The organism is Salegentibacter tibetensis, assembly GCF_020164485.1.
Lineage (GTDB): Bacteria > Bacteroidota > Bacteroidia > Flavobacteriales > Flavobacteriaceae > Salegentibacter > Salegentibacter tibetensis.
On sequence record NZ_JAIQZA010000007.1, the window covers coordinates 24589 to 48923 of the forward strand.

At 35.5% G+C, this 24335-nt stretch carries 22 protein-coding genes; all 22 read right to left on the minus strand.

Going from position 1 to position 24335, the window contains the following annotated elements; genetic code table 11:
- Positions 1–89 precede the first annotated feature (89 nt).
- The 22 genes from LB467_RS05175 to cysC all read right to left on the minus strand — a co-directional run bounded on the left by LB467_RS05175 (position 90) and on the right by cysC (position 24316).
- Complete coding sequence (locus tag LB467_RS05175) at positions 90–2321, minus strand: glycosyltransferase (RefSeq protein WP_224472961.1); 2232 nt, start codon at positions 2319–2321, stop codon at positions 90–92.
- Positions 2322–2325: 4 nt separating this feature from the next.
- Positions 2326–3216 (minus strand): GNAT family N-acetyltransferase, encoded by an 891-nt coding sequence (locus LB467_RS05180; protein ID WP_224472962.1) that lies wholly within the window; start codon positions 3214–3216, stop codon positions 2326–2328.
- Entirely contained in the window at positions 3210–4316 is a 1107-nt protein-coding gene (locus LB467_RS05185) for a glycosyltransferase family 4 protein (RefSeq protein WP_224472963.1), read from the minus strand. Before LB467_RS05185 ends, LB467_RS05180 begins: the two co-directional genes overlap by 7 nt.
- On the minus strand, positions 4313–5074 hold the full coding sequence (locus tag LB467_RS05190) for a polysaccharide deacetylase family protein (protein WP_224472964.1): 762 nt from the start codon (positions 5072–5074) through the stop codon (positions 4313–4315). Before LB467_RS05190 ends, LB467_RS05185 begins: the two co-directional genes overlap by 4 nt.
- Positions 5075–5121: 47 nt before the next feature.
- Positions 5122–6237 (minus strand): glycosyltransferase family protein, encoded by a 1116-nt coding sequence (locus LB467_RS05195; protein WP_224472965.1) that lies wholly within the window; start codon positions 6235–6237, stop codon positions 5122–5124.
- Positions 6238–6424: 187 nt separating this feature from the next.
- Positions 6425–7450 carry a pseudaminic acid synthase gene (gene pseI / locus LB467_RS05200; RefSeq protein WP_224472966.1) on the minus strand — a complete coding sequence of 342 codons (1026 nt, stop codon included), beginning with the start codon at positions 7448–7450 and terminating at the stop codon, positions 6425–6427.
- Positions 7447–8454: a GNAT family N-acetyltransferase gene (locus LB467_RS05205; protein ID WP_224472967.1), complete on the minus strand. Its 1008-nt coding sequence runs from the start codon at positions 8452–8454 to the stop codon at positions 7447–7449. The genes pseI and LB467_RS05205 overlap by 4 nt, the downstream gene beginning before the upstream one ends.
- The gene (locus LB467_RS05210) at positions 8441–9298 is read right to left on the minus strand and encodes a cytidylyltransferase domain-containing protein (protein ID WP_224473051.1); all 858 of its coding nucleotides are present in this window, start codon (positions 9296–9298) and stop codon (positions 8441–8443) included. The genes LB467_RS05205 and LB467_RS05210 overlap by 14 nt, the downstream gene beginning before the upstream one ends.
- Positions 9276–10073 (minus strand): SDR family oxidoreductase, encoded by a 798-nt coding sequence (locus LB467_RS05215; protein ID WP_224472968.1) that lies wholly within the window; start codon positions 10071–10073, stop codon positions 9276–9278. The genes LB467_RS05210 and LB467_RS05215 overlap by 23 nt, the downstream gene beginning before the upstream one ends.
- On the minus strand, positions 10061–10894 hold the full coding sequence (locus LB467_RS05220) for an aldo/keto reductase (RefSeq protein ID WP_224472969.1): 834 nt from the start codon (positions 10892–10894) through the stop codon (positions 10061–10063). The genes LB467_RS05215 and LB467_RS05220 overlap by 13 nt, the downstream gene beginning before the upstream one ends.
- A complete protein-coding gene (gene pseC / locus LB467_RS05225; protein WP_224472970.1) occupies positions 10884–12098 on the minus strand; it encodes a UDP-4-amino-4,6-dideoxy-N-acetyl-beta-L-altrosamine transaminase in 1215 nt (404 codons plus the stop codon). Before pseC ends, LB467_RS05220 begins: the two co-directional genes overlap by 11 nt.
- Positions 12099–12101: 3 nt before the next feature.
- The gene (gene pseB, locus LB467_RS05230; RefSeq protein WP_224472971.1) at positions 12102–13115 is read right to left on the minus strand and encodes a UDP-N-acetylglucosamine 4,6-dehydratase (inverting); all 1014 of its coding nucleotides are present in this window, start codon (positions 13113–13115) and stop codon (positions 12102–12104) included.
- 51 nt (positions 13116–13166) lie between these two features.
- On the minus strand, positions 13167–14600 hold the full coding sequence (locus LB467_RS05235; RefSeq protein WP_224472972.1) for a lipopolysaccharide biosynthesis protein: 1434 nt from the start codon (positions 14598–14600) through the stop codon (positions 13167–13169).
- A 302-nt stretch (positions 14601–14902) separates the two neighbouring features.
- The gene (locus LB467_RS05240) at positions 14903–16300 is read right to left on the minus strand and encodes a UDP-glucose 6-dehydrogenase (RefSeq protein WP_224472973.1); all 1398 of its coding nucleotides are present in this window, start codon (positions 16298–16300) and stop codon (positions 14903–14905) included.
- A 481-nt stretch (positions 16301–16781) separates the two neighbouring features.
- Positions 16782–18167: a nucleotide sugar dehydrogenase gene (locus tag LB467_RS05245; RefSeq protein WP_224472974.1), complete on the minus strand. Its 1386-nt coding sequence runs from the start codon at positions 18165–18167 to the stop codon at positions 16782–16784.
- A 315-nt stretch (positions 18168–18482) separates the two neighbouring features.
- A complete protein-coding gene (locus tag LB467_RS05250) occupies positions 18483–18839 on the minus strand; it encodes a four helix bundle protein (protein WP_224472975.1) in 357 nt (118 codons plus the stop codon).
- A 14-nt stretch (positions 18840–18853) separates the two neighbouring features.
- A complete protein-coding gene (locus tag LB467_RS05255; RefSeq protein ID WP_224472976.1) occupies positions 18854–19021 on the minus strand; it encodes a hypothetical protein in 168 nt (55 codons plus the stop codon).
- Positions 18997–20001 carry an SDR family oxidoreductase gene (locus LB467_RS05260; RefSeq protein WP_224472977.1) on the minus strand — a complete coding sequence of 335 codons (1005 nt, stop codon included), beginning with the start codon at positions 19999–20001 and terminating at the stop codon, positions 18997–18999. The genes LB467_RS05255 and LB467_RS05260 overlap by 25 nt, the downstream gene beginning before the upstream one ends.
- A 1021-nt stretch (positions 20002–21022) precedes the next feature.
- Entirely contained in the window at positions 21023–22279 is a 1257-nt protein-coding gene (locus tag LB467_RS05265) for a sulfate adenylyltransferase subunit 1 (RefSeq protein ID WP_224472978.1), read from the minus strand.
- Between the two features lie 101 nt (positions 22280–22380).
- The gene (locus tag LB467_RS05270) at positions 22381–22776 is read right to left on the minus strand and encodes a GxxExxY protein (protein WP_224472979.1); all 396 of its coding nucleotides are present in this window, start codon (positions 22774–22776) and stop codon (positions 22381–22383) included.
- 39 nt (positions 22777–22815) lie between these two features.
- The gene (gene cysD, locus LB467_RS05275; RefSeq protein WP_224472980.1) at positions 22816–23721 is read right to left on the minus strand and encodes a sulfate adenylyltransferase subunit CysD; all 906 of its coding nucleotides are present in this window, start codon (positions 23719–23721) and stop codon (positions 22816–22818) included.
- 1 nt (position 23722) lies between these two features.
- Complete coding sequence (gene cysC, locus LB467_RS05280; protein WP_224472981.1) at positions 23723–24316, minus strand: adenylyl-sulfate kinase; 594 nt, start codon at positions 24314–24316, stop codon at positions 23723–23725.
- Positions 24317–24335: the final 19 nt, after the last annotated feature.

Below are 24335 nucleotides of genomic sequence, written 5' to 3' on the forward strand. Positions count from 1 at the left end.
CCTCATCACACGATCACAGCTTCACACGGTCACAGCATTGCTCTATCAGTAGATCACAGGATTAAAATGCTTCCTCAATACCATTTAAATTACAATTCAACAATACGTTTATACATTTCCATAAATTTCGCGGAAATCTGTTTATTCATAAACTTCTCCCTTACCATAGCACAGGCTAAATCGGTCTGTTCAGTATTTGGTTGTTCCAGAATATCCAGAACAGCCTGAGCAAATGTATTTTCCTCATTTTCAGGAATTAAATGCCCCGTCTCGGAACTAACAATCTCCTTAATCCCGCCAACACCATAAGCAACAACCGGAGTTTTACAATACATAGCTTCCAAAATTACTCCGGGCAGCCCTTCAATAATACTAGGCAAAACCAAAACATCGGCCGCAGCTATAAAATCTAATGGGTTATTGACGAAACCGTAAAAATTTACCTGATCCTGTAGATTTTCTTTTTGCACCAAATTCTCAATTTCAGGTCGTAAGGTACCGTCTCCTACCAGGTGTAAGTTCACATTTTGCCTACCAGCCTTAATTTTTTTAAAAATATCCAATAAACCTTTATGGTTCTTTTCAAAACTAAAACCTCCAACATGAACAATGTGTTTATGGGATTTCGGTTTAAACTGAAAAGCATGACAAGTTTCTTTCTCTTCCAGCCCTACCGGGATTACACTCGTCTTTCCCTGTAAAAAAGAAAAATGCGTCAAAATGTCTATTTCCGAAGCTTTTGATACCGAAGCTACTCCTGCAACATTCTTATATAAATAGCTATTGAGTTTTTTTTGCAAACCTGACTTTAAATACCTGCCTACCTCACTGGCATTTCTAAAAACTACAGGAGTATTCCAACCAAAAACCTTTTTTGAAAACACTGCATATTTTAAAGTATCCCCTGCATTGGCCTGAATGATATCCGGGTTGAAACTCCTAATTAACTGATTTAAAATCCTCCAGGCTTTGTAATCTGCAAACCGGGAGTTAGGATTTCCTTCCAGATTAATAATTTGCTCATCCCAATTTAACTCTGCATCTCCACTATATACACTGACAATTTTAACCTCCATACCCGCATTTTTTTGATGCTTTGCTAACTGACAGGTGAAAGTCTCGGCGCCGCGATGCTGAGGCTTTTGAATAAGGTGTAAGATCTTAAGGTCTGATTTATGAAAAGCATCATAAAAGCTTTTGTAAGCCTCTTCATATTCCCCGACAATTTTTCCAGTTTCAAATTTTTCTATTGCCATTTCTCTTGCAAGCTTGGCTTTAATTTGGAATTGTGAAGGATTACGCAATACTCTTGTAATCTTATCTGCAAGCTCTTCGATATTACCTTTTTCAAATATTAACGCACAATCTTCATTAACACATTCCAGGTTCTCAGGAATATTAGAGGCTATAATAATCTTCCCGGCCATCATAGCTTCAATAAGTGCCCCGGGCAAACCTTCGGAATAAGAAGGATATACAAAAACATCAGCAGACATCAATAATTTATTGATATGATCAACTCTTCCTAAAAACTCTACTTTCTCCTGCAGTTTATGTTTAGACACCTCTTTTTCCAACTCATTTCTAGAAGGCCCATGCCCGGCGAATAAAAGCTTTGTTTCCGGGATATGTTTAATTACCAGGCTAAAAGCCCTGATGATATCTAATTGCCCCTTTAATGGAATTAGCCTACTCACATTTAAGATTAAAGCTGAATTGTCATGATTTCTTAATCTTGGTATATCTAAACTGCCCGAAGTTTTACTAAAAGCTTTACTATCGCGCCCGCGATAAATAACCTTAATTTTTGCAGGATCAATGCCTAATTTTTTTCCAGTATTTTCCTTTATGGTATGCGAGTTTGAAATAAAAAAATCAACCTGTTTTACTGAATTTTTATCCAAACGATAGATATAATCGAGTTTAAGGCGTTCCATAAAAGATTTATTATGATAACGAACCCTTGAATAAGCATTACTTACAAAACTACCTATCAAAGGAATGCCAGGGAAGTGATTCTTCAGTTTTCTTGCAATAATTTCAGCTCTGAATAAGGTGGCATGAATTAAATCTGGTTTCTCTCTATGCACTAAAGGGGTTAATTTTTTGAGCGCCTCCCTGAAACCGTACTTTTGCATCAAATCTAATGAATATACTTTAATCCCGGCATCTTCTAATTTTGCCTTAAGCATATCCCCCTGATATATATGAGCAAAAACAGGAGTTACTTTTTTTAAATTACTGGTGATTTCTACCAGGCTTTTTTCAGCGCCATAGCCTTCAAGGGTGTCTATTATATATAAGACTTTAATTTTGTTCACACTATCAAAGTTTACCTTCAAGATCCCCCAGAGTTACTACCAGATTGTCCGGAATGTTGTAATCATTTCCTTTAAACACAATCAATGCCTTTCTATGTTTTAATGAAAATAAAGATGATATTTCCTTATTAAGTGGATTCTCAAGAAAATAAATAAAAGGAGTCTTCTCTATGGCAAGGATTCTGTTTATTGCTCTCTGCAATATTTTATTATCCCCATAGGTATCACATAAAACAACCGTTTTAAGCCTTTTGATCCGATCCATTCTATAAATTGCATAAAGTAATTGCCCATCAGGCGCCGTGAATTTTACTTTTTTATAATTAGGATTTTGATACCGCCATTGTATAAACTCAAGAGAATTACCAACCCGAAAAAGATCGCTGGATGAAAGTATGTCTGAAGAATTTTCCGATTTCGGGATGTCGCTTAAGCTTTCTTCCATTCTTAATTTGGAAGGCACAATTAATCCAAATTTATATACATAATCATGCTTGGGCTCTTTCCATCCTAATTTTAAAAATTCGGGATGACTATTGGAGTTTGGATTAGCCAACAGAATTTGATAATCATTCTTATATCCTTCCAAACCTTTCACCATTAATTTTTTAAAAATACCCTTTCCTCGCATATCAGGTGATGTGCAGCCATCAAAGGGGCGAATACATTTAACTATTTTACCTTCCTGGTTATAGAAGTTATACCGCATATAGAAAACCACCCCGACTATCTTATTATTAAATGTAGCAATCATAGATAAGGAAGGACCAAATGGATTATTTAAATGTTTCCAGATCAAAAATTCTCTTGTATATTTTGGCTGCAGATTCCGTTTTATTAATTCTACAACCTCATCTATCTCACTATCGTAATTTAAGGGTCTAAACTCTAGCATAACTTCTTGTAAAGTTTAAGCATTTCCTGATTACTCACTTCTTCTCTAAATTTCTCTTCATAATTCTTCAAACTATTTTGTGAGAATTCAGTCATCAGTTCAGGGAAATTTTTTAGTTTTAATATAGCCTGAGCTAAAGCTTCTGTATCTTTAATATCAACAAATATCGCATTTTTATTATCTACAGCTACTTCTCTCAACACCTCTATATCGTTAGCAATGATAGGTAATCTGGCAGACTGCGCTTCAATTAAAGCTCCTCCAAGACCTTCAAATAAAGATGAAAACACAAATATATCAGCCATAGAAAAATATTCTGAAACATTATTGGAGAAACCGGCAAAATTAACATAGGGTTCCAAAGATCTTTCCTTTACAAAAGTTTTTAAATTAACTGTAACCCTTCCCTCAACTCCTAAAATTATTAACTGAATATCTTTTACACCCTTTCCTACCAAATTATCAATTGCTTGTAAAAGATAAATTTGACCTTTTTGATAATCCTGCCTGGCTACATTGAGAAGTGTAAAACGTCTGTTTTTTTCCTGCTCTTTATCAATCAAAACAGGTTTCCTTCCCCGGTAAACAATACTAATATTTTTCGGATCTATATCCAGTTCTCTTACATAATGGTTCTTAACCGAATTAGTTATACCGTGAAAATGATCAACAAATTTTTTTGCTGTAATCTTATCTATTTGTTTATAAACCTTTAATACCCTTGCATTAACATTTTCATCAAAAAATCTTTCTTTAGAATAAGTGGAATTCACCAAACTTTCGAGATGAAAAAACTGAGCAAACAATTTTGCAAAACGGGTTCTTAAATTTGATTTAAATAAAATACTATGAACTATATCATAATCTCCATCCGTGATAATAGAGGCAATTTCTTTTGTTTGACCCCAAAAACTCTTTTTACTGAGAAACTGGATGTCATAGCCTTTATCCATCATTTCCTGGTGAAAACCTTCAGGAAAATAATATAGACATACAATTTTAAAATCAACATCATTGTCATAAAGGTAATTACATAAAACCTGAGTAGATCTTTCTGCTCCTCCACCTCCAAGAGAGTCAATTATAAATAATATCTTCATAGTCTTTTCTTTAATTTAGCAAGCATCTTTGTAACCGGTAATATTTTAGTATGCCAACCGCTAAGTATTAATTTAAACTTCCACATAGGAGTAGTATCATTGACGACTAAACGGGAAATCCTAAGAGGATTGAAGTTCTTCTTTCTATTTATTTTATGGTCAAATAAAAATGCCTTTTTTACACCAAATTTTTTAAGAACTTCTTCAGATTTCTGTGAGTAATTACCATTTGGATAGGCAAATATATCAGACGTAAATCCTGATTCCTTTAAAACATTTAAAGATTGTACCATTTCAGTTTCCAATTCTTCCTGAGTACATTGATCAAATAAGGGATGAGTATGGGAGTGATTTGCAATTATAATACCGGCATCTTGCATCTCCCTCAATTGCGAAGTAGTTAATTGTTTATATTTTAAAATAGGTTTAGCAGATGTACCCCGTAATTCTTCTAAATAAGCTTCACGTTCTTTATTAGGCCAACCTTTTACCTCCCAAACTTTTTTATTACCCTCCACTTTTCCTAAATAATATTCAATTTCGTCCCACCAGAAAGGTTGATCGGAATCAATTAAAGATGTTATGATAAATAAAATACAAGAAATATCATATTTTAGAATTATTTTATAAGCATTTTCATAAAAAGAGATATCCCCATCATCTACAGTTAACAATACATCTTTCCCTTCAAGGAATTTGAGTTGATTTTCAAATAATTCCGGATTATTAATAGTATGGTATGCAAGTATCGTTTTCAAGAATTTAATTTTTATAAATTTCTAAAATAATTGGGAGTAAAATATACTCAGCTTACTAGCCGTTTATAACAGTCTTCAAAATCTTTATCAATCCTCAAATATTCCCTTTTTATATAATTTTTATCTAAATTGTTTAATATATCTATTTTTTCTTTTATTTCTTTTACATCCTGTATATTTTCAGCACTTGTATATAAAGAATAATTTCCCACCTCAATAGCTGAAAATTTTTCTAAAGAAAGCTGTAATACCCGACAACCTTCTGCCATTGCTTCAATCATCAGAGTTGAAACCGCACCAATCACCAAACCATAATCTTTTAAATTAATTCTATTTGTAAATAAAACATCATTGTTTTCTAAAGCTGCATCAAATTGAGCAGATGGTAACGCACGAGGGTGCTTTTTAAATACAAATTCATTGTACATAGTGTTCTTCTTTAAATATTGTACCATTTGTAACACCTTTTCTCCATATTCTCTATCAAAATCTGTATCAATTTTATTTAAAGATTCACCCACAATTAAAACTTTATTAGAAGTGTTCAGGTTCTTTATCTCTTTAAATAAATATGTGGGTAAGACATGAACTTTTTCAGGTAGCATCCCTAAAGAAATATAATTTTGAGCAAGAAAATCACTCCATACAATAGATCTACTTGCTTTCACCCTGAATTCGAATTCATATGGTTTATAGTCAAGTTGATATAAACCATGTTGAATGATATAGTATTTACTATTATCATTTTTGTCTTCACATAATTTTGCTAAAAACGGGCTTAAAATAGAAGGACCGCAGTTTAAAATTGTAATATTTCCAGATTTAAAGTAACACTGTAAATATTCATAACCCTTCCTTGCAGCCCATACACGAACTCCAATAGATGGAGCTATGTATCCTAGCTGAACATAAAATAAGGCTATTTTTAAGTATGAGGATTTATTTATGTCTAAATCTATAGCATCTGAAAATATTTTTTTAATCTCCGGTTTAGGATGTAACAAAAACGTTCTAGCATCGGTTCTCACCAATTTAACTTTAAAAATATACAGAAAATTTTTTAGTATAGAACGCCCGGCTAGTCGTTTTTTCCTCTTTCGGAATTCTGGGAAACCTCTTTCCATTGAATTATAGGCGGTTGTAACAAAATTTTCATCTAACATAGCTTCATTTAAATTAATTCTCTAAAATTTGACTTTAATTTTATTACAACCCTGTAGTACTGATCTAAAAGTTACCGCATACATTCGGTTTACCAGAACGAATAAGCGATCCACTTATAACTAAATCTGAAAAAAAATTAATTCACAAATTTAAATTATTCAGATCATTCAATTTGGCCCAAATTAATCATTGAGAAAATCTTTCACCTTTCTCCCAATTTTTATTTGCTCTTTTACCCAAAAAATCTTTTAAATATTTAGGATGCATCCCAAAGCCGGGACGTATAGAACGTAAGTTTTTCTCTGTAAAGACCTCACCCGCTTTTATATCTTTTGCGATGTATAAAGAGCGCGAGAAATCCTTTCCTTTCTTTTGTTTTTCAGTTAACCTATAATCCACTTGCCCTATAGCTTTTTCTGCTTCTCTCACTGCTTTTACCATTTCTGTGAATTCCTGTTCATCCATGGAAAAGGAAGCATCCGGCCCACCTATGCTCTTATCCAATATAAAGTGTTTTTCTATTATTTTAGCACCCATTGCGGTAGCTACAATAGGGACAGTACTCCCCAGTGTATGATCTGACAGACCAGAGATTACATTGTAACGTTCTGCTAAATCTGTTACCATTATCATATTAGCTTCTTCAATAGGTGCCGGATAAGAGGAAGTACATTTCAAAAGAGCTATATCTTTATTTCCCATTCTATGGCAGGCATCCAGAGCAAGTTCAATATCCTCCTGTTCTGCAATACCGGTCGAAATTATTACGGGTTTCCCTTTTGAAGCCGTATATTCTATAAGGGGGATGTCAGTGATTTCAAAAGATGCAATTTTATAAGCAGGTACCTTTAAATCTTCCAAAAAATCTACGGCAGTTTTATCAAAGGGCGAGGAAAAACATATTAAGCCTTCTTCCGAAGCAGCCTCAAAAATTGTCTTATGCCATTCCCAGGGCGTATAGGCCTCCTGGTATAAATCGTATAGATTTTTACCTTCCCAAATAGTTCCTTTAATTAAGAAATCCTCTTTTTGTGAGTCTAAAGTAATTGTCTCAGGTGTATATGTCTGTAGTTTAATACAATCGGCTCCTGCCCTCTTGGCTGCTTTAATTGTTTTTAAAGCAGTTTCAATACTTCCATTATGGTTAGCAGATAACTCAGCAATTATAAAAATAGCATTATCTCCTCCTATGTATTTATTTCCTATTTTCATTTTATGATTTTTTCAAATTTAAATTCCGAAGGATTATCAGCTACATTTCTAAATGACAATTTTTCAAAAATTCTTACCGATGCTAAATTCTTTTCTAATACATAACCATAAACCTTCTGAACTGACGTTCTATTTTTTTGAAGAAATTTTATCCCATTTTCAAGTAAATATGTTCCGAGCCCTTTACCTGTAAAATTCGGATCAAGTAAATAATTTATTTTTGCAATATGATCTTTCTCAATATCAAATCTTATAGAGCCCGCCGCATTACCATTAACCTCCAGCATATAATATTCACTATTCGAATTTTCCAATGTAGAGAAAAACCAGCTTGCATGTTCCTTTAAAGTAATTTTATTTTTATTAAAGGAAAACTTTCTAACATTTGGATCATTGGCCCAACCATAGGTTACATATAAATCTGCAACTTGAATGTCACGTATTTCCTTCTCTCTATTAATCTTCGAATGAATTTTAACGCTAATAAACCTATCGTCAAAAAAACAATGCTCCTTGAGTTCGGCATTGAGACCAAATCCAGATTTTTTTAAGGCAGTATAAAGTCTTGGCCTTAAATCAAAGGCATAGGTAAAGATTTTATGAAGCTTTAATTCTTTAAAAGCAACTTCTTCTAATAAGTCCAAAATAATTTCCCAATGAAATTCGAAAAACTCTTTTTCAAGTTCTGTATTCATTATAAAAGAAATTTCTGCGTTCTTGTCTATCCAGTTTATATGTACAAGACCACCGTAACCAATACATTTTTCCCCTTCCAGATAAGAAAATAACAATTGTTCAGGTTTTTCTTCTTCAAATAGTCTAGCTACTACTTTATCAAAATAACTATCCTGTTTCTCTCTGGTAAGAGGCTCATTTTGACGTAAATGATACATTTGTTCATTACGCCATTTCATTATATCATAACGGTCCTTTGAACGAATAGGAACAATAGCGTAGTTCCCCAAAGAGAACTGTTGTTTATTTAGAATTCTATAATTCTTCATTTTTATCTTTTAAAAAAGAGGAGAGTCTGTTAAGCTCATACTCCTGAAGCAAAGGCCCTATTTCCTTTATTTCTTCTTTCAATGATTTATAAACCTTTTTTTGGTAATTAGTTTTATTCACCTGGAACAACCAATTGAAATGTTCCTTGCAGTATTTAATTAAATCTAAACCTATAGGAAATTTGCCTTTCTCTGCAATTGAAAAAATAGCAGATAATACCAAATAATCAGAAGGATAATCAATAGTTAAACGCAGTTCTTCTAAATTTTCATTTTCATTTTCATTAACTTCAAAAGTTGATGTATTATAATTTCCACTTTCTCTCAAGAATAAGGTAACATGTTCTTCATCTTCTTTTTTAAGGTCTTCAGACTCTAAACTTAATAAAGCTTGTTTGGTAATTATTTCAAAATTCATTCCCGTAGGCAATCCTCTTGTTATAGTATAATCAACTTCAGAATTAGCATGTGCTACAAGGCTTTTTTCAAGAAAGTTGGTGTCTATTATAGGATTATCTCCTGTTAAACGAACAACATAATCAAACTCATCCCTCTTTAAAATATCAATAAAACGGCTTAATACATTATCCTCAGATCCTCTATAACAGTTTACATTATTAGTTTCACAAAAGGCTTCCAAAGGGTCATTTGCAGTATCTAAGGAAGTTGCTATATAAATTTGCATTTGAACTTTGAGTTTTTTTAGACCCTCAACTATTCGAAATAATATACTTTTATCTGATCCTATCGGCATAGGCATTAGAATTTTACCGGGTAAGCGTATAGATGCCATCCTAGCCTGGATAATAAAAGCTATTTTTTTATTTTGAAGTCCATCCACCATCAACTGTAAAATTTTGTCCTGTGATAAAATCAGATGCATCTGAAGATAGGAAAGTAAATATACCACCTAAATCTTCAGGTTGTCCAATTCTATCCAAACAGGTTCTTTGTTTCAATTCATTTATAAATTCTAAATCCTCCTGAACTTTCTGTGAAGGAAATGGGCCTGGACTTACCGCATTTACCTTAATATTCCATTTACCAAGGTAGGCCGCATAGTATTTTGTCAGTTGGATTACACCAGCTTTGGCTGCCCCGTAATGAGGAGGGTTTAAAAATTTTGGTGATTCATCATATATCTTAAAGTCTGGCGCTACCATTCCGTACATAGAAGAAACATTAATAATTTTTCCTTCTCCGGCTCTTTTGAAATATGGTATTATCTCTCTAATTGTTCTGAAAACTGAATTTAGGTTTCCATCTATACCTTGTGCCCAATCTTCGTCATTCATCTTTTCAGGAGATTGTCCAGTTAAATAAAAAGCGTTATTGATTAAAGCATTGACAGTGCTAGTTTGAGAAATTTCAGAAAAAGCTTTTTTAATACTTTTTGTTTCTGAAATATCACAAAACTCGAACAAAAGGTTTTTATCTAAATTCTCATTTCCTTCAAAAACTTTATAAAATTTGTTCTCATCTCTACCAAGCACAAAAACCCTGGCATTATGAGAAAGTAAACTTTCTGTAATGGCTTTTCCCAAATAACCATATCCTCCAGTAATTAAGATTACTTTCTTGTTTAGGTTTATACTAAAGGTGTTCTCTAATTTGGCCATCTTGAGGGTATTAAAATATTGTCAGCTATTTTATTTTCTAATTCAGGTAAATCAGGTGCATTTTTTAAATTCTCAATATTTTGCACCAACTGTAATTCATTTTCTACGCCGATAATTACTTTATCAATAAAAGGTTTTTCCAGCACAAACTTTAAGAGACCTCCGTTTAAAAAAGATTTTTTTTGAAGTTCAATTAATAGAGGCTTCACTTCATTAAAAAAATTATCCAGTTTATGGGGATTCATAAAAAATACGCCCTGTAAAAAAGCCGATCTCGTATGAATTTCACAACCTTTACTTTTAAGGTCTTTCATAGCACTTTCAAACCTCCTGTCAAAGTAATTATAAGGAACCTGAACTAAGTCTGGATAATATTCTTTTTCCAAAAGCCGTTCTAGTTCATTAGGCTCATTAACTGAAAATCCAATTTTAGCTACCTTTCCCTCTACTTTAAATTCTAATAATTCTTCCCATTGTTCCGGGTGATCTAAGATATCCATCGGGCGATGGGCAAGATATCCGTAAAATGAATTGAGTCTAAGTTTTTTAAGGCTTTGGTTGAGTTGGTCTGAAATACATTGCTCCTTTGTTGGGGGCATAAATTTAGATACCGTTTTAAAATAAGATAGGTTATTTTTCCCAAGTACGTCTTCAGAGCTTCCATAAGCAGAGGCTGAATCCAGGACTTCTATCTTATAAGATTTAGCAATATCAAGAATTTTAGTAACTTCCTCTGGAGGGGTTTGTCCCTTATTATTAGATATACCATACGGAAGTCCAAACTGAACAGTTCCTAAGCCCAATTTTTCCCTAACCTTCATAAAATGATTTTATCTTCCCTATTACATAGTTTTGTTCTTCTTCCTGTAAGGTAGGATACATCGGTAAACTTATACAATGCTTGTAATAGTTTTCAGCATTTGGAAAATCTCCTTCCTGCCACCCTTTTTCACGATAATAGGGCATTAAATGACAGGGAATATAATGAATTTGAGCAAAGATTTTATTTTCCCTTAAGTAATTATAAAGGCCTAATCTATCTTCTACCTCAAGAATATATAAATGGTAAGCGTGTCCTTCAATCACCCCTGATTGTCCTTTTATAAAATCTTTATTTTTAAACGCCTCCTGGTATCTGGCCGCCAGGATCCTTCGCTTCTCCAGTCCATCATCGGCTCGTATTAATTGACTGCTCCCTAATGCTGCCTGAAAATCGGTTAAGCGGTAATTATAACCTAATTCCTGCATTTCCATATACCACTGCGGATAGTCTTGAGTATCGAGTATTGAGTATTGAGATTCATCCAGTCCGCTGGCAAAAGCCGGGGTGTTTTTATATTTACTTTCATCCTTTACGATTCCATGTGTTCTTAACTGAAGTAATTTTTCGTAAAGTTTTTTATCATTGGTAGTTATCATCCCTCCTTCTCCACTGGCAATATGCTTTACAGGATGAAATGAAAAAATAGCCAGATCAGCAAATTTACCTTTTCCGCATAATTGTTTCTCTTCTTTTGAATCAATAAAATATCCCCCAGGTGCGTGACAGGCATCTTCTATTATCCAAAGATCATATTCTTCGGCAAGCTGACGGAATTCTTCGAGATTAACCGCTCTTCCGGCAAAATCAACGGGAATAATTCCTTGGTAAGTTCCTTTGGGAGATGCCTCCAGAAATTCCCTTACTTTATTAATGTCTAATAAATAAGTGTCAGGATCAATATCTGCAAAAACCACTTCCCCTCCACAATAACGAATACAATTGGCTGATGCTGCAAAGGTAATTGGTGTGGTTATCACTTTATCCCCGGGCTGAACATTGAGAGCCATGGCGCAGAGATGAAGCGCTGCAGTGCCATTTGATACAGCCACTGCATATTTACTATCTACATAAGTAGCAAAGCCTTCTTCAAATTCAGGAATCCTGGGACCCTGGGTAAGATAATCAGATTTTAAAGTGCTTACAACTGCCTCTATATCCTCCTCTGTAATATTTTGACGACCGTATGGAATTGGGTTATTCATAAATTAAACTTCAAATGTTGGATCAACATGTTCTTTTATTAAATCTCTAAGGTCTTCTACCGATTCCCATTCCTCATTTTCACCAGAGTTATACTGAAAACCGGGAGTTACTTTCTTGGCACCAAATTTTTCTACAAAATCTTCTAATTTCCATTTATGAGTAGCCGGTAAAATAGTATAATATTTACCTAAATCATAGGTGTAATAAGAATCTGAATCAGTAATCATTTCTTCGTGAATTTTCTCCCCCGGACGTATCCCTACAATCGGTTTTTCACATTCCGGGCCTATAGCCTCAGCAATATCCATAATTTTATAGGAAGGAATTTTGGGTACAAAAATTTCTCCACCCCAAGCGTGTTCCAGTGCATGCATCACCATATCTACTCCTCCCTGCAGAGAAATATTAAACCTGGTCATCGTAGGATCTGTAATAGGCAATACCCCTTCTTTTTTCTTTTTAAGGAAAAATGGAATAACAGACCCATTGGATCCCATTACATTCCCATAGCGAACTACCGAAAATTTAATCGGGTTCCAACCGGTAATATTATTAGCAGCCACAAATAATTTATCTGATGCCAGTTTTGTAGCACCATATAAATTAATAGGAGCAGCAGCTTTATCTGTAGATAACGCGACAACACGTTCTACTTCAGTTTCCAAACAGGCATTAATTATATTTTCTGCCCCCATGATATTCGTTTTCACACATTCCATAGGATTATATTCGGCAATCGGCACATGTTTCATAGCGGCTGCATGAATTACATAATCAATTCCTTTTAAAGCTCTTTTAACCCTGGCCTCATCTCTTACATCCCCTATAAAAAACCTTAATTGGGGAAATTTATCAGTCGGAAAATCCTGAGCCATCTGAAATTGTTTTTGTTCATCTCTTGAAAATATTACAAGCCTTTTAACCTCAGGATATTTATCCAGGATATGCGTGGTTAAGGCTTTTCCTAAGGATCCGGTACCCCCGGTTATTAGAATGGATCGATTATTTATACTCATCACTTATATTTTTAGATTATGCAATAATAAAAACACTTTACTGTTTACTTATTAATCTTTTCTTAATATTTTAATTAACTCTACAAAGCTCGCCAATTTAAAGAAATAACTTAACCCAAGATAAAATAGAAGCCCTAAGGTTCCATTAACTACCAGCCTAAATAAATCGGGTAAGTGTTTAAGCAAATTATCTAAATATAAAAGTCCTGCGCCTGTAAGAATTGTTAATAAAAAAATAGGAAGTAGATCTTTTAATTGAGCTAAAGGAGAATATTTTATAAACTTATCGGCATAGCTGGCATTTAGAAAAAAGGCGAATAAGGTGGTAACAACTTTTGCTATTATTAGGCCATAAATCCCAAATTGTAGACCTATAAATAATAATAAGATTAAAACCCCTTTAGTGACAAGGGTTACTTTTAAAAACAAATCACTTCGTCCCTTTACATTTAAAACATTGGTATTATACATATTAATAGGGTATAAAATCCCTCCTACACATAGTATCTGAAAATAAGGAACTGCTGGCAACCATTTTGCGGTAAACAAGAAGCGAAAAAGAGGTTCTGCTAAAACTGCCGAAAAAACCATTAATGGAGCAATAACAAAAACTACCAAAGACATTAAGCGTTGGTATACGTCTCTCAGTTTAAGATTATTATGTTTAATTTCAGCAAATAAAGGATAAGTCACCCTATTAAGTGCCATGCTTAAATTTGAAACCGGCAAATTTTTCATGGTTTCGGCCCGTGTATAAAATCCTACCTGGGATGCTGAAAAAACCTTCCCCATTATAATCATAATACTATTATCGGAAATTTTACCCAGTAGAGCAGAAAGGGTAATCTTATACCCAAATAAGAAATGAAATTTAAATTTTTTTATATCAAATACAAATTTTGGAGTCCATTTGGAATAAATCCAAAATTGCACACTTCTAATTGAAGATGATACAAGTTCGTACCATACAAGACTCCAGACACCGTACCCGAAATTGGCTAATAAAATTCCACAAGTACCGCCTACGACTGTAGAAGGCAAAGCAATTAAGGCTTGGGACTTAAAATCCATCTGCTTCGTCATTCTGGCCTGTTGCACCACTGTAAATGCGGCAATGATAAAACTTAAACAGTATAATCGAACAATATCAGTCAAAATTGGCCTTTCATAGAAATCAGCTATAAAAGGAGCGGATAAAAAGACCAGTACATAAATCAATAAACTTGCTCCAAGATTATAAAAAAAGACCGTAGCATAATCTATTTCATCGAGATCATCAGTTCTAATAAGCGACTGAGTGAGTCCAGAATTCATCAATGCATTACCTACTCCAATAAAAATAGAAATCATTCCAATTAAACCAAATTCTTCAGGAAGAAGAATTCTTGCTAGCACGACAGAAACAGCAAACGCTATGATCTGGTTTCCAAATTGTTGAAAAAAAGACCAGGATAAGCCAGTTAAAGCTTTCTTCTTTAATGTCATTTTTTTACGCCAATTATTTTCAAAAAAACACTTAAGTTAAGTCTATAACTTTTCAACCTATATATAATTGGATGCAACCTCATTCATTCTGTTTAATCCTTTACTAAAGGGAGGGAAAGATTACTAATGTTATAAAATTCCCGTATTTAAAATAGATATAAGAATCTTATATCTTTAATGTTTTAAATCTTTATTTTCAATTTAAAAATAAAATAAGGTAGTTAGTTTAATTTTATAAGCGTTTAATGGAAAAATATTTACCAGCTAATAACCTTATTAAACCTCGTCGGTACTAAATCTCCTTAGCTTCCAATCGCATAAAACTCAAACCCAATTGCTTCCTTTGTTTCTCTCTCAAGTAACCTTCTACCATCAAAAAGAAAAGCCGGTTTTAGCATTTCATCATATATTTTTTGCCAGTCTAAATCTTTAAACTCATCCCATTCGGTCAATACAGCTACTGCATGGGAATCTTTTGTGGCCTCGTAAGGGGTATTTACCACTTTCACCCTGCTACGGTTTTCTTCTGAAGAACGGCTGTTTAGATAATCGAGGTCGGCATATATCTGCTCGGTTTTTACCTTAGGATCATAGATTACAATTTCTGCCTGTTCATTTAATAAATAGTCTGCCACATAAATAGCGGCAGATTCCCGGGTATCATTTGTATCTTTTTTAAATGCCCAGCCTAATAAAGCGATTTTCTTACCTGAAACGGTATTAAAAAGAGTTTGAACTATTTTTGCCGCAAATCTTCTTTTTTGATGGTCATTCATCAGAATCACCTGCTCCCAGTAATCGGCTACCTCATTTAATCCGAAGGATTTCGAGATATAAACCAGGTTCAGAATATCCTTTTGAAAACAAGAGCCTCCAAATCCAACAGAGGATTTTAAGAATTTTGGTCCTATCCTGGAGTCCATGCCTACGGCTTTAGAGACTTCATTTACATCGGCCCCGGTTTTTTCGCATAGTTCACTCATCGCATTTATACTGGAAACCCGTTGCGCTAAAAATGCATTGGCGGTTAGCTTAGACAATTCTGAGGACCATACATTAGTAGTTAATAAGCGTTCTCGTGGAATCCAATGGGCATATATATCCACCAATGCGTTTACCGCTTCTTTTCCCTCTTTAGTATCTAAGTCACCCCCAATTAACACCCTATCCGGCACCATTAAATCATCTACCGCAGTACCTTCTGCCAGAAATTCCGGATTGGAAAGGATTTGATAATTAACTCCGTTCCCAGTGTTATCCAAAATATTCTTTAAAGCTTCTGCAGTACGAACCGGGAGGGTAGATTTCTCTACTACAATCTTATCTGTTTTTGAAACCCTTGCGATCTGGCGGGCACAAAGTTCGATATACTTTAAATCGGCTGCCATTCCTTTTCCTATCCCGTAAGTTTTGGTAGGCGTATTCACCGAAATAAAGATCATATCGGCCTTATCTATAGCCGAGTCTACGTCAGTAGAAAAAAACAGGTTTCTATCACGGGCTTCTTTAACTACTTCAGACAAACCGGGTTCATAAATCGGAATATTTTCTACATTCTCATCATTCCAGGCAGCAATTCTTTGTTCATTAATATCTACAACTGTTACATTTATCTCAGGACATTTCTGGGCGATTACCGCCATTGTTGGTCCACCTACGTAACCTGCGCCGATGCAGCATATGTTTTTAATTCTTGTCATGTTTATATTCTATTTTTTGATCAAGTAATGGTTTATTAAAACAGTGAATCTGCTTGTTATATGTAACGCAGTGACCTTGTGATGGAGTAACGGAGCCAATTTTTACTTGGTTACTTCATCACAGCATCACTTCGTTACTTCATTACTCTTTCAAACTTTGTATTAATTTCAGAATCATCCTTATGATATATATTATTTCATAGAAATTAGCAATAAATCATATTTTATTTTCTAAACGCCACCCTGAACCTGTTTCAGGGTCTAAGTCGAACATTAACACCTGTCATGTTTGATGCTGAAACAAGTTCAGCATGACGATTTAATGATAATTTTGAATTTAATCAAAAAATCATCAGTTTACTAATCACCAATCCTATTCCCTAATTAACCATTCTCAAATTACTAATTAACTAATCTCCAATCCCCAATTAACCAATTCACCAATCCCGAATTAACGAATCCCGAATCCCGAATTAACGGACTACAACTTTTTATCACACCTATCCCCAAGCACTCCCTTCACATCATAAACAACGGTATTCCCATTTTTTAACTGATCGAGGTCCATTTCGAGGAATTCTTTATGAGCAACCGCTAAAACAACCGCATCAAACTTTTCTTTCGGAAGCTCTTTACTTGTTTTTAAACCATATTCGTGCTCTACCTCCTCCGGTTTCGCAAGTGGGTCGTAAATAGTCACGTTGGTTCCATATTCCTTTAGGTTCTTAATAACATCTACCACCTTAGTATTTCTAACATCGGGACAATTCTCTTTAAAGGTAATTCCCAATACAAGAATATTTGCGTTTTTGACCTTCTGGTCATTTTGCAACATTAGTTTAACTACTTCTGAAGCGACATATTGCCCCATAGAGTCGTTCATTCTTCTACCAGCAAGGATAATTTCGGGATGATAACCTATTTCCTGGGCCTTTTGAGCAAGGTAATAAGGGTCTACGCCTATACAATGTCCGCCAACCAGGCCTGGCTTAAACGGAAGGAAATTCCATTTTGTTCCGGCAGCTTCTAAAACATCCTGGGTATCTATACCCATCATATTAAAGATCTTAGCCAGCTCATTTACAAAGGCGATATTAATATCCCTTTGTGAATTTTCTATAACTTTAGCAGCTTCAGCAACTTTAATGGTAGGAGCCAAATGTGTTCCTGCGGTAATTACTTCGGCGTATAGATCATTTACCTTCTTCCCGATTTCAGGAGTTGAGCCCGCAGTAACCTTTAAAATCTTATCTACAGTATGTTCTTTGTCTCCCGGATTAATTCTTTCCGGAGAATATCCCACAAAGAAATCTTCGTTGAATACAAGGCCACTATGTTTTTCTAAAACCGGCACGCATTCGTCCTCAGTTACGCCGGGGTAAACCGTAGATTCATAAATCACAACATCCCCTTTCTTAAGTACTTTAGCAACGGTTTCGCTGCTTTTATAAAGCGGAGTAAGATCTGGCCTGTTGTTTTTATCTACCGGAGTAGGCACCGTAATAATATAATAATTACAGTCTTCGATATCTTCCAAATCTGCAGAACAAAACAAGCCTTTGCCTTTAGTCAATGCTTTTTTATCCACTAGAGCTGACTGTAGAATATCATCCTCTACCTCTAAGGTGGCATCGTGACCGCTCATCAACTCTTTAATCCTTGCATGGTTTATATCGAAGCCGACTACGGGATATTTAGTGGCGAATAATCTTGCTAAAGGAAGACCTACGTATCCTAAGCCTATTACTGCGATTCTCTTCGAGAGGGAAGAGGTGCCTTGGAAACTGGGGGATTTGGAGCTCTGCGTACCTGGGGAGCCGGGGACTTGGAGGCTGGGGCAATTTTCTTTATTATTTGGAGTATTCATTTTTCTGTTTTATTCATTTATTTAATCTTCCTTTTAGTCTGACCTGGGAACCTGGAGCCTTAGGGAGTTGGGGAGCCAGAGACCGTGGAACCGGAGGGCTGAGATTTATTTTCTTGGTAATTCATTTTATATTTTGCTTTAAACTCTATATTATAAAGTCCATTTAGATGGGTTAATTCTCATGTTAACCAACATTCCTAAAATGGAATCATATTTTTCATAAATTGGTTTATGTTGTTCTTCATCAATATATTTATATGCTTATCCTTTTAGAAACCTAAAACAGTTTTTGTCACCCTGAGCCCAGTCGAAGGGTTAAACAAAAACGTCTCGACTGCGCTCGACGTGACACTTTATTTCAATTTTGTCTTTTGGATCACTTAGCGGATATACAATATATTCGCAAGCAAGAGCATAATCCAGCCAAACCTGAGTTTCAGCTGCTTCACCTTCACAATCAACTAATTTAGACACGAAAGATTTCGGATACTTTCGCTTTCTCCAGGCTTCAGCTAAATTTCCAGAAACAGATCTTGATGATCTACGAATTTGGTCGGTTAGAGAGTATAATTCTTCCCTGGGAAACAATTTAGAGAGTCTAAAAACATCCATCCCTGCTTCAAAAGACAGCTGATACACCCTTAAATCCTTATGAGTTTCTATTTTAGCCATGTTTCATTATTGTTTTAAGCCGCTATTTTGAAATATCTCCTCTTCTCCTCGTCTCCCTTCTCCCAGTCACCTTTACTCCAAATCTCCTTTTCACCAAATCTCTCCAGAGTCTCCTCTTCTCCAGATCTCCTCATCCCCTTTTCTCCTCTACTCCAACTCAACGAAGATTCTCCCAGTACCATTCAACAGCTTCCTTCAGACCATCATCAATTCGATGACTTGGCTCATATCCCAATAAATTTTTAGCTTTTTCAACTGAAGCTAAAGAATGAGGAATATCACCTGCTCTATTCGGGCCATGTTTTACTTCTACATTTGCAATTTCCGGGTCAAACTCTGAAAGGTGCTTTTTTAATAATTGGGTAAGTTCCACCAAGTTAGTTCTGTCGCCCACTGCTGTATTATACACCTCATTAACCGCCTCTTGATTTTCCGTGATCAGGGCACGTAAATTCATTTGAATTACATTATCGATATAGGTAAAATCACGGGAGTAGGTACCATCTCCATTAATCACCGGACTTTCGTGCTTCATAAATTGCATTACAAATTTCGGGATAACAGCCGCATAAGCCCCATTTGGATCCTGTTTTCTTCCGAAAACATTAAAATATCTTAATCCGATAGTATCCAATTTGTAAGCATCCTGAAAGATATCTGCATATAATTCATTTACATACTTGGTGATAGCATAAGGGGAAAGCGGTTTCCCTATTTCGTCTTCAACTTTAGGAAGTTTTTCTGAATCTCCATAAGTAGAAGAACTTGCCGCATAGACAAAGCGTTTTACTCCTGCATCTCGCGCAGCAACCAACATATTCAAAAACCCGGAGATATTTACTTCGTTACTGGTAATAGGATCGGCAAGAGATCTTGGCACGGAACCTAAAGCCGCCTCGTGTAATACGTAATCTACATTTTTACACGCCTTATGGCAGATATCCAGGTTACGGATATCTCCTTCAATTAACTGGAAATTCTCGTGGTCTTTGAAAGCATCAAGATTGTATCTATGCCCAGTGGCAAAATTATCCAGGCAAATTACACTGGCGTCAAGACTAAGAAGGGTTTCACAAAGATTTGAACCTATAAAACCTGCGCCACCGGTAACTAAAACTTTCTTGTTTTCTAACTTCTTCTTTATTTCTCTATCTATTTTCATCCTGACCTGTTTATCCCGTGAAATTTGTTAAAATATTTCATTAGAGGAAATACGATTTGCGACGATTTCTCACTTTTTTATGAAAAGTTTTCTTTGAATATTTTCTTTCCTTCTGAGTTTTTTATTTAAAGAATTAACCAATCACCAGTTAACTAATTCCCAAATTTTTAACAGCCGCAAAGATAGAATTTCTTTATTGGGCTATTGCTAAAGAAACCTTAAAGCTTTAAAAACGTTAAGAATCATTTTAATTGTGGTATGGAGAGTTTTTATATTTGACCCTGCTATTCTAACTCAGGTCAAAAAAATTCTGTTTTCGCCAAGCTGATTGTTTCAGCTTCTAAACTGTTTGGATTATCAACAACTTGGATCTCCGGGTAAATTTCGGAGCAGGCTATGAAATAAACCAGCCTGAACGGACACGGGCAGGTTCAGGATGACGAGCTGAAAAAGCAAAACTTGAAATGCCATTTAATAAAACCTACTTTCTATAAATAGCTCCTCCTCCAATTTGAGAGTGGGTGTTAGTTTGCAAAACGAAAAGACGGAGGGGTTTGTTATTAGTTAAATCGTTAATCGTGATTAGTTAATTAGATAATGGTAATTAACTAATAATATAAGATTGCCACGTCCGGCTTAGGCCATCCTACTATTGACGTTTTTTTAGAACGTAATATTCCTACGCTAGATTTTTTTTTCTATGGTCTCGCTATGACGTTACGTCACTTCGATGGCACGACGTTAGTCGGGGTGTATCGAGAAGTGCAATGCAGTTCGAACTTCTAAGGTTCTCGATACAGCGTTATTTTCGCTCAGGCTCAAATACCGCCACTCGAACTGACGTAAAAGGAAAAACTGACAACAGAGAACGGAGAACTGAGAACTGATAAGAAAAGATTGCCGCGTCCGGCTTGGGCCGTCCTCGCAATGACGACCCTAAAGGCAACCACCAAACATCAAACTTTGAAACCACAAACAACAAACCCTAAACGAAAAACTGAAAACCGACAACCGAGAAATCCTAAACCACCATCCCCGCTGCAACGGTTTCATTTGTACTTTCATCTATAAGGATAATACTACCGGTATTACGGTTATCCCTATAGGCATCTAACATCATTCTGCGGGTGGTTCTGATTTTCACCCTACCAATATCGTTCATACTTAAATTAGAATTCTCACTATCTCTTTCAAAAGTATTGATATCCATTTTATAGACTACCTCTTTAATTATTGCCCGCTCTTCGTGGGAAGTGTGCACAATGGTATATTTCGCCCGGGGTTTGGCGGCATCATTGGCTAACCAGCATAACATCACATCAAATTCCTGCTCCATTTCCGGTTGATTGTTTTTTCTTACAATCATATCACCCCGACTTACATCAATATCATCTTCAAGGGTCATGGAAATACTCATTGGCGCATAGGCCTCCTGCACTTCCTGCTCTCCGGCATTTATCGACTTGATTTTTGACTGAAATCCTGAAGGAAGAACCGCTACTTCATCACCAACACGGTAAATTCCGCTGGCTACTCTTCCGGCATATCCCCGGTAATCCCTGTTCTCCTCGCTTTGAGGTCGTAATACGGTTTGCACCGGGAACCTCGCATCTATCTTATTAATATCGCTACTAATATGTAGCGTTTCCAGGGTGCTTAGTAAAGTCCCATCCTGGTACCAGTTTGTATTTTTTGAACGATTTACCACATTATCCCCCAACAGCGCACTAATTGGAATAAAGCGAACATCCTTCATTAAAAGTTTAGAAGAAAATTCTTCAAACTGGGTAACTATACCGTTATAAACTTCTTCAGAAAAATCTACCAGATCCATTTTATTGATACACACAATAAGATGCGGAATATTTAGTAAGGATGCGATAAAAGAATGCCGCTTGGTTTGCTCTATCACCCCGTGACGCGCGTCAATCAGAATAACTGCAGCATTAGCCGTTGAAGCACCGGTAACCATATTGCGGGTGTATTGAATATGCCCCGGGGTATCAGCGATAATAAATTTACGTTTTGGCGTGGTAAAATACCGGTATGCCACATCGATAGTGATTCCCTGCTCCCTTTCATCCTTCAAACCATCTGTAAATAGTGCCAGGTCTACTCCGTCGTGCCCTTTTTTAGCACTGGTATTGCTTACAGATTCCAATTGATCTTCAAAAATGGATTTTGAGTCGAATAAAAGTCTACCTATTAAAGTGCTCTTCCCGTCGTCTACAGAACCTGCTGTGGTGAATCTTAGTAGTTGATTATTATCTATTATCATTTCAATTTATTCTTTAATTTTCTTCCTTTCCGTGATCTATATTACACAGATTTTAATTGATTACGCGGATTGGCTCTCATTATTACACGGATTTTTATTGATTACGCAGATTTGGTATTAATAAATCTTTTCCAGGTTAAACTTTGCTGTCCAAAATTTATCAGCAAACCGACTGGTAATCCGGTAGATTTCAAATAATTTATGGTTTGAGTCTCCATGATTTTGTTTAAAAAAGAGGCTGCTTTTATTTCTATAATTATCTCTTGAAAACATACAAAATCAGCTATAAAATATTTCTTTAAAGGTTGACCATCATAGGTTAGCTGTAGTCGTACTTGTCTATTAAATTCAACAGCTTGTTTTGTTAATTCCCTTTCTACAGACTCCTGATAAACCGACTCCAAAAATCCCGAGCCTAAATTCCTGTGGACTTTCATACAAGCACCTATTATTTTATAGGTCTTTTCCTCATATAGTAATTCATTCGCCTCGTCCATACTAATCTGTGTAATCCGCTCTAATCCGTAAAATCCGTTTTAAAAATAGCCTTGCTTCTTTCTATCCTCCATCGCTGTTTCACTCCTCTTATCATCAGAACGGTCACCCCTTTCGGTTTTACGCATTGCGGAAACTTCCTGTACAATTTTTCCGAGCGTATCGGCATCAGACTCTATACCGCCGGTAATGGTGATATCACCTAATGTTCTAAACCTTATTTTCTTATTTTCAACATTTTCTCCTTCTTCAAGCTTTAGATATTCTGAAACAGGAATCCAGGAATTGTTTCTAAAAACAACTTCCCGCTCGTGTGCAAAATATAAAGATGGAATACTGATATTTTCCCTTTTTATGTAGTTCCAAACATCCATCTCGGTCCAGTTACTAATAGGAAATGCCCTGAAATGCTCCCCCTCAAAATGCTTTCCGTTTAAAAGATTCCACAGTTCGGGGCGTTGATTTTTAGGGTCCCATTGCCCAAAATCATCACGATGACTGAAGAAACGTTCTTTAGCTCTCGCTTTCTCTTCATCCCGTCTCCCTCCGCCAATGGCACAGTCTACTTTATTACTTTCAATCGCATCAAGTAAAGTGGTGATTTGAAGCGCGTTTCGGGTAGCGTTTTTTCCTTTTTCTTCAGCAACCCGACCATTATTTATAGACTCCTGTACCGAACCAACAATTAATTTTACGCCTAGTTTTTCAACTAAATCATCTCTAAATTGTATGGTTTCCGGAAAATTATGTCCGGTATCTACGTGCATTAGGGCGAATGGAATTTTACTTGGATAAAAAGCTTTTTTCGCCAGATGGGTTACCAAAATAGAATCCTTCCCTCCTGAAAATAGAATTACCGGGTTCTCAAATTGGGCCCAAACTTCCCGTAAAATATAGATCGCTTCCGATTCTAATTCATCTAAATAATTTAAATAATACTTGCTCATTTTACTTTATTTCAAGTTTCTTTCGAAGCAGTTTTATAATCCTGTTAGCTGCTTCCTCTAAATTTTCTTTTTCGGTGTTTATTTCAATATCAGGATTTACAGGTTTTTCATATGGCGAATCAATTCCAGTAAAATTCTTTATTTCTCCTGCTCTTGCTTTTTTATATAAGCCTTTTACATCACGTTTTTCACAAGTTTCTAAACTCGTGTTTACAAAAACTTCAATAAAATCTTCTTCTCCAATAATATCTTTCGCCGTTTCCCTATTGGCTTGTTGCGGGGAAATAAAAGAGGCCAGCACAACCGAGCCAGATGAAACTAAAAGTTTAGCGACTTCAGCAGCTACCCTAAGATTTTCCTCCCGTTCTTTAGCACTAAAATTCAGATCTTTATTAAGTCCACTTCTTAGACTATCACCATCTAAAACAAAAGTTCTCACTTCCTGCTCATAAAGTAGTTTTTCTACCATATTGGCAAGAGTAGATTTTCCCGAACCCGATAGCCCGGTAAACCAAACCACAAAAGAATTATGGGCGTTTAATTTGTTACGCTCCTCTCTCCCCAGGGAAAAATTAAATGTTGTGATGTTTTTCATACTATTTTCTGACTTTTGT

Bases quoted from the DNA above. Each gene is read 5' to 3' on its own strand.
- LB467_RS05180 (WP_224472962.1), bottom strand. From the start codon at position 3,216: ATGCTAGAGTTTAGACCCTTAAATTACGATAGTGAGATAGATGAGGTT.
- LB467_RS05185 (WP_224472963.1), bottom strand. From the start codon at position 4,316: ATGAAGATATTATTTATAATTGACTCTCTTGGAGGTGGAGGAGCAGAA.
- LB467_RS05195 (WP_224472965.1), bottom strand. From the start codon at position 6,237: ATGTTAGATGAAAATTTTGTTACAACCGCCTATAATTCAATGGAAAGA.
- pseI (WP_224472966.1), bottom strand. From the start codon at position 7,450: ATGAAAATAGGAAATAAATACATAGGAGGAGATAATGCTATTTTTATA.
- LB467_RS05205 (WP_224472967.1), bottom strand. From the start codon at position 8,454: ATGAAGAATTATAGAATTCTAAATAAACAACAGTTCTCTTTGGGGAAC.
- LB467_RS05210 (WP_224473051.1), bottom strand. From the start codon at position 9,298: ATGGTGGATGGACTTCAAAATAAAAAAATAGCTTTTATTATCCAGGCT.
- LB467_RS05215 (WP_224472968.1), bottom strand. From the start codon at position 10,073: ATGGCCAAATTAGAGAACACCTTTAGTATAAACCTAAACAAGAAAGTA.
- LB467_RS05220 (WP_224472969.1), bottom strand. From the start codon at position 10,894: ATGAAGGTTAGGGAAAAATTGGGCTTAGGAACTGTTCAGTTTGGACTT.
- pseC (WP_224472970.1), bottom strand. From the start codon at position 12,098: ATGAATAACCCAATTCCATACGGTCGTCAAAATATTACAGAGGAGGAT.
- pseB (WP_224472971.1), bottom strand. From the start codon at position 13,115: ATGAGTATAAATAATCGATCCATTCTAATAACCGGGGGTACCGGATCC.
- LB467_RS05235 (WP_224472972.1), bottom strand. From the start codon at position 14,600: ATGACATTAAAGAAGAAAGCTTTAACTGGCTTATCCTGGTCTTTTTTT.
- LB467_RS05240 (WP_224472973.1), bottom strand. From the start codon at position 16,300: ATGACAAGAATTAAAAACATATGCTGCATCGGCGCAGGTTACGTAGGT.
- LB467_RS05245 (WP_224472974.1), bottom strand. From the start codon at position 18,167: ATGAATACTCCAAATAATAAAGAAAATTGCCCCAGCCTCCAAGTCCCC.
- LB467_RS05250 (WP_224472975.1), bottom strand. From the start codon at position 18,839: ATGGCTAAAATAGAAACTCATAAGGATTTAAGGGTGTATCAGCTGTCT.
- LB467_RS05255 (WP_224472976.1), bottom strand. From the start codon at position 19,021: ATGGTACTGGGAGAATCTTCGTTGAGTTGGAGTAGAGGAGAAAAGGGG.
- LB467_RS05260 (WP_224472977.1), bottom strand. From the start codon at position 20,001: ATGAAAATAGATAGAGAAATAAAGAAGAAGTTAGAAAACAAGAAAGTT.
- LB467_RS05265 (WP_224472978.1), bottom strand. From the start codon at position 22,279: ATGATAATAGATAATAATCAACTACTAAGATTCACCACAGCAGGTTCT.
- LB467_RS05270 (WP_224472979.1), bottom strand. From the start codon at position 22,776: ATGGACGAGGCGAATGAATTACTATATGAGGAAAAGACCTATAAAATA.
- cysD (WP_224472980.1), bottom strand. From the start codon at position 23,721: ATGAGCAAGTATTATTTAAATTATTTAGATGAATTAGAATCGGAAGCG.
- cysC (WP_224472981.1), bottom strand. From the start codon at position 24,316: ATGAAAAACATCACAACATTTAATTTTTCCCTGGGGAGAGAGGAGCGT.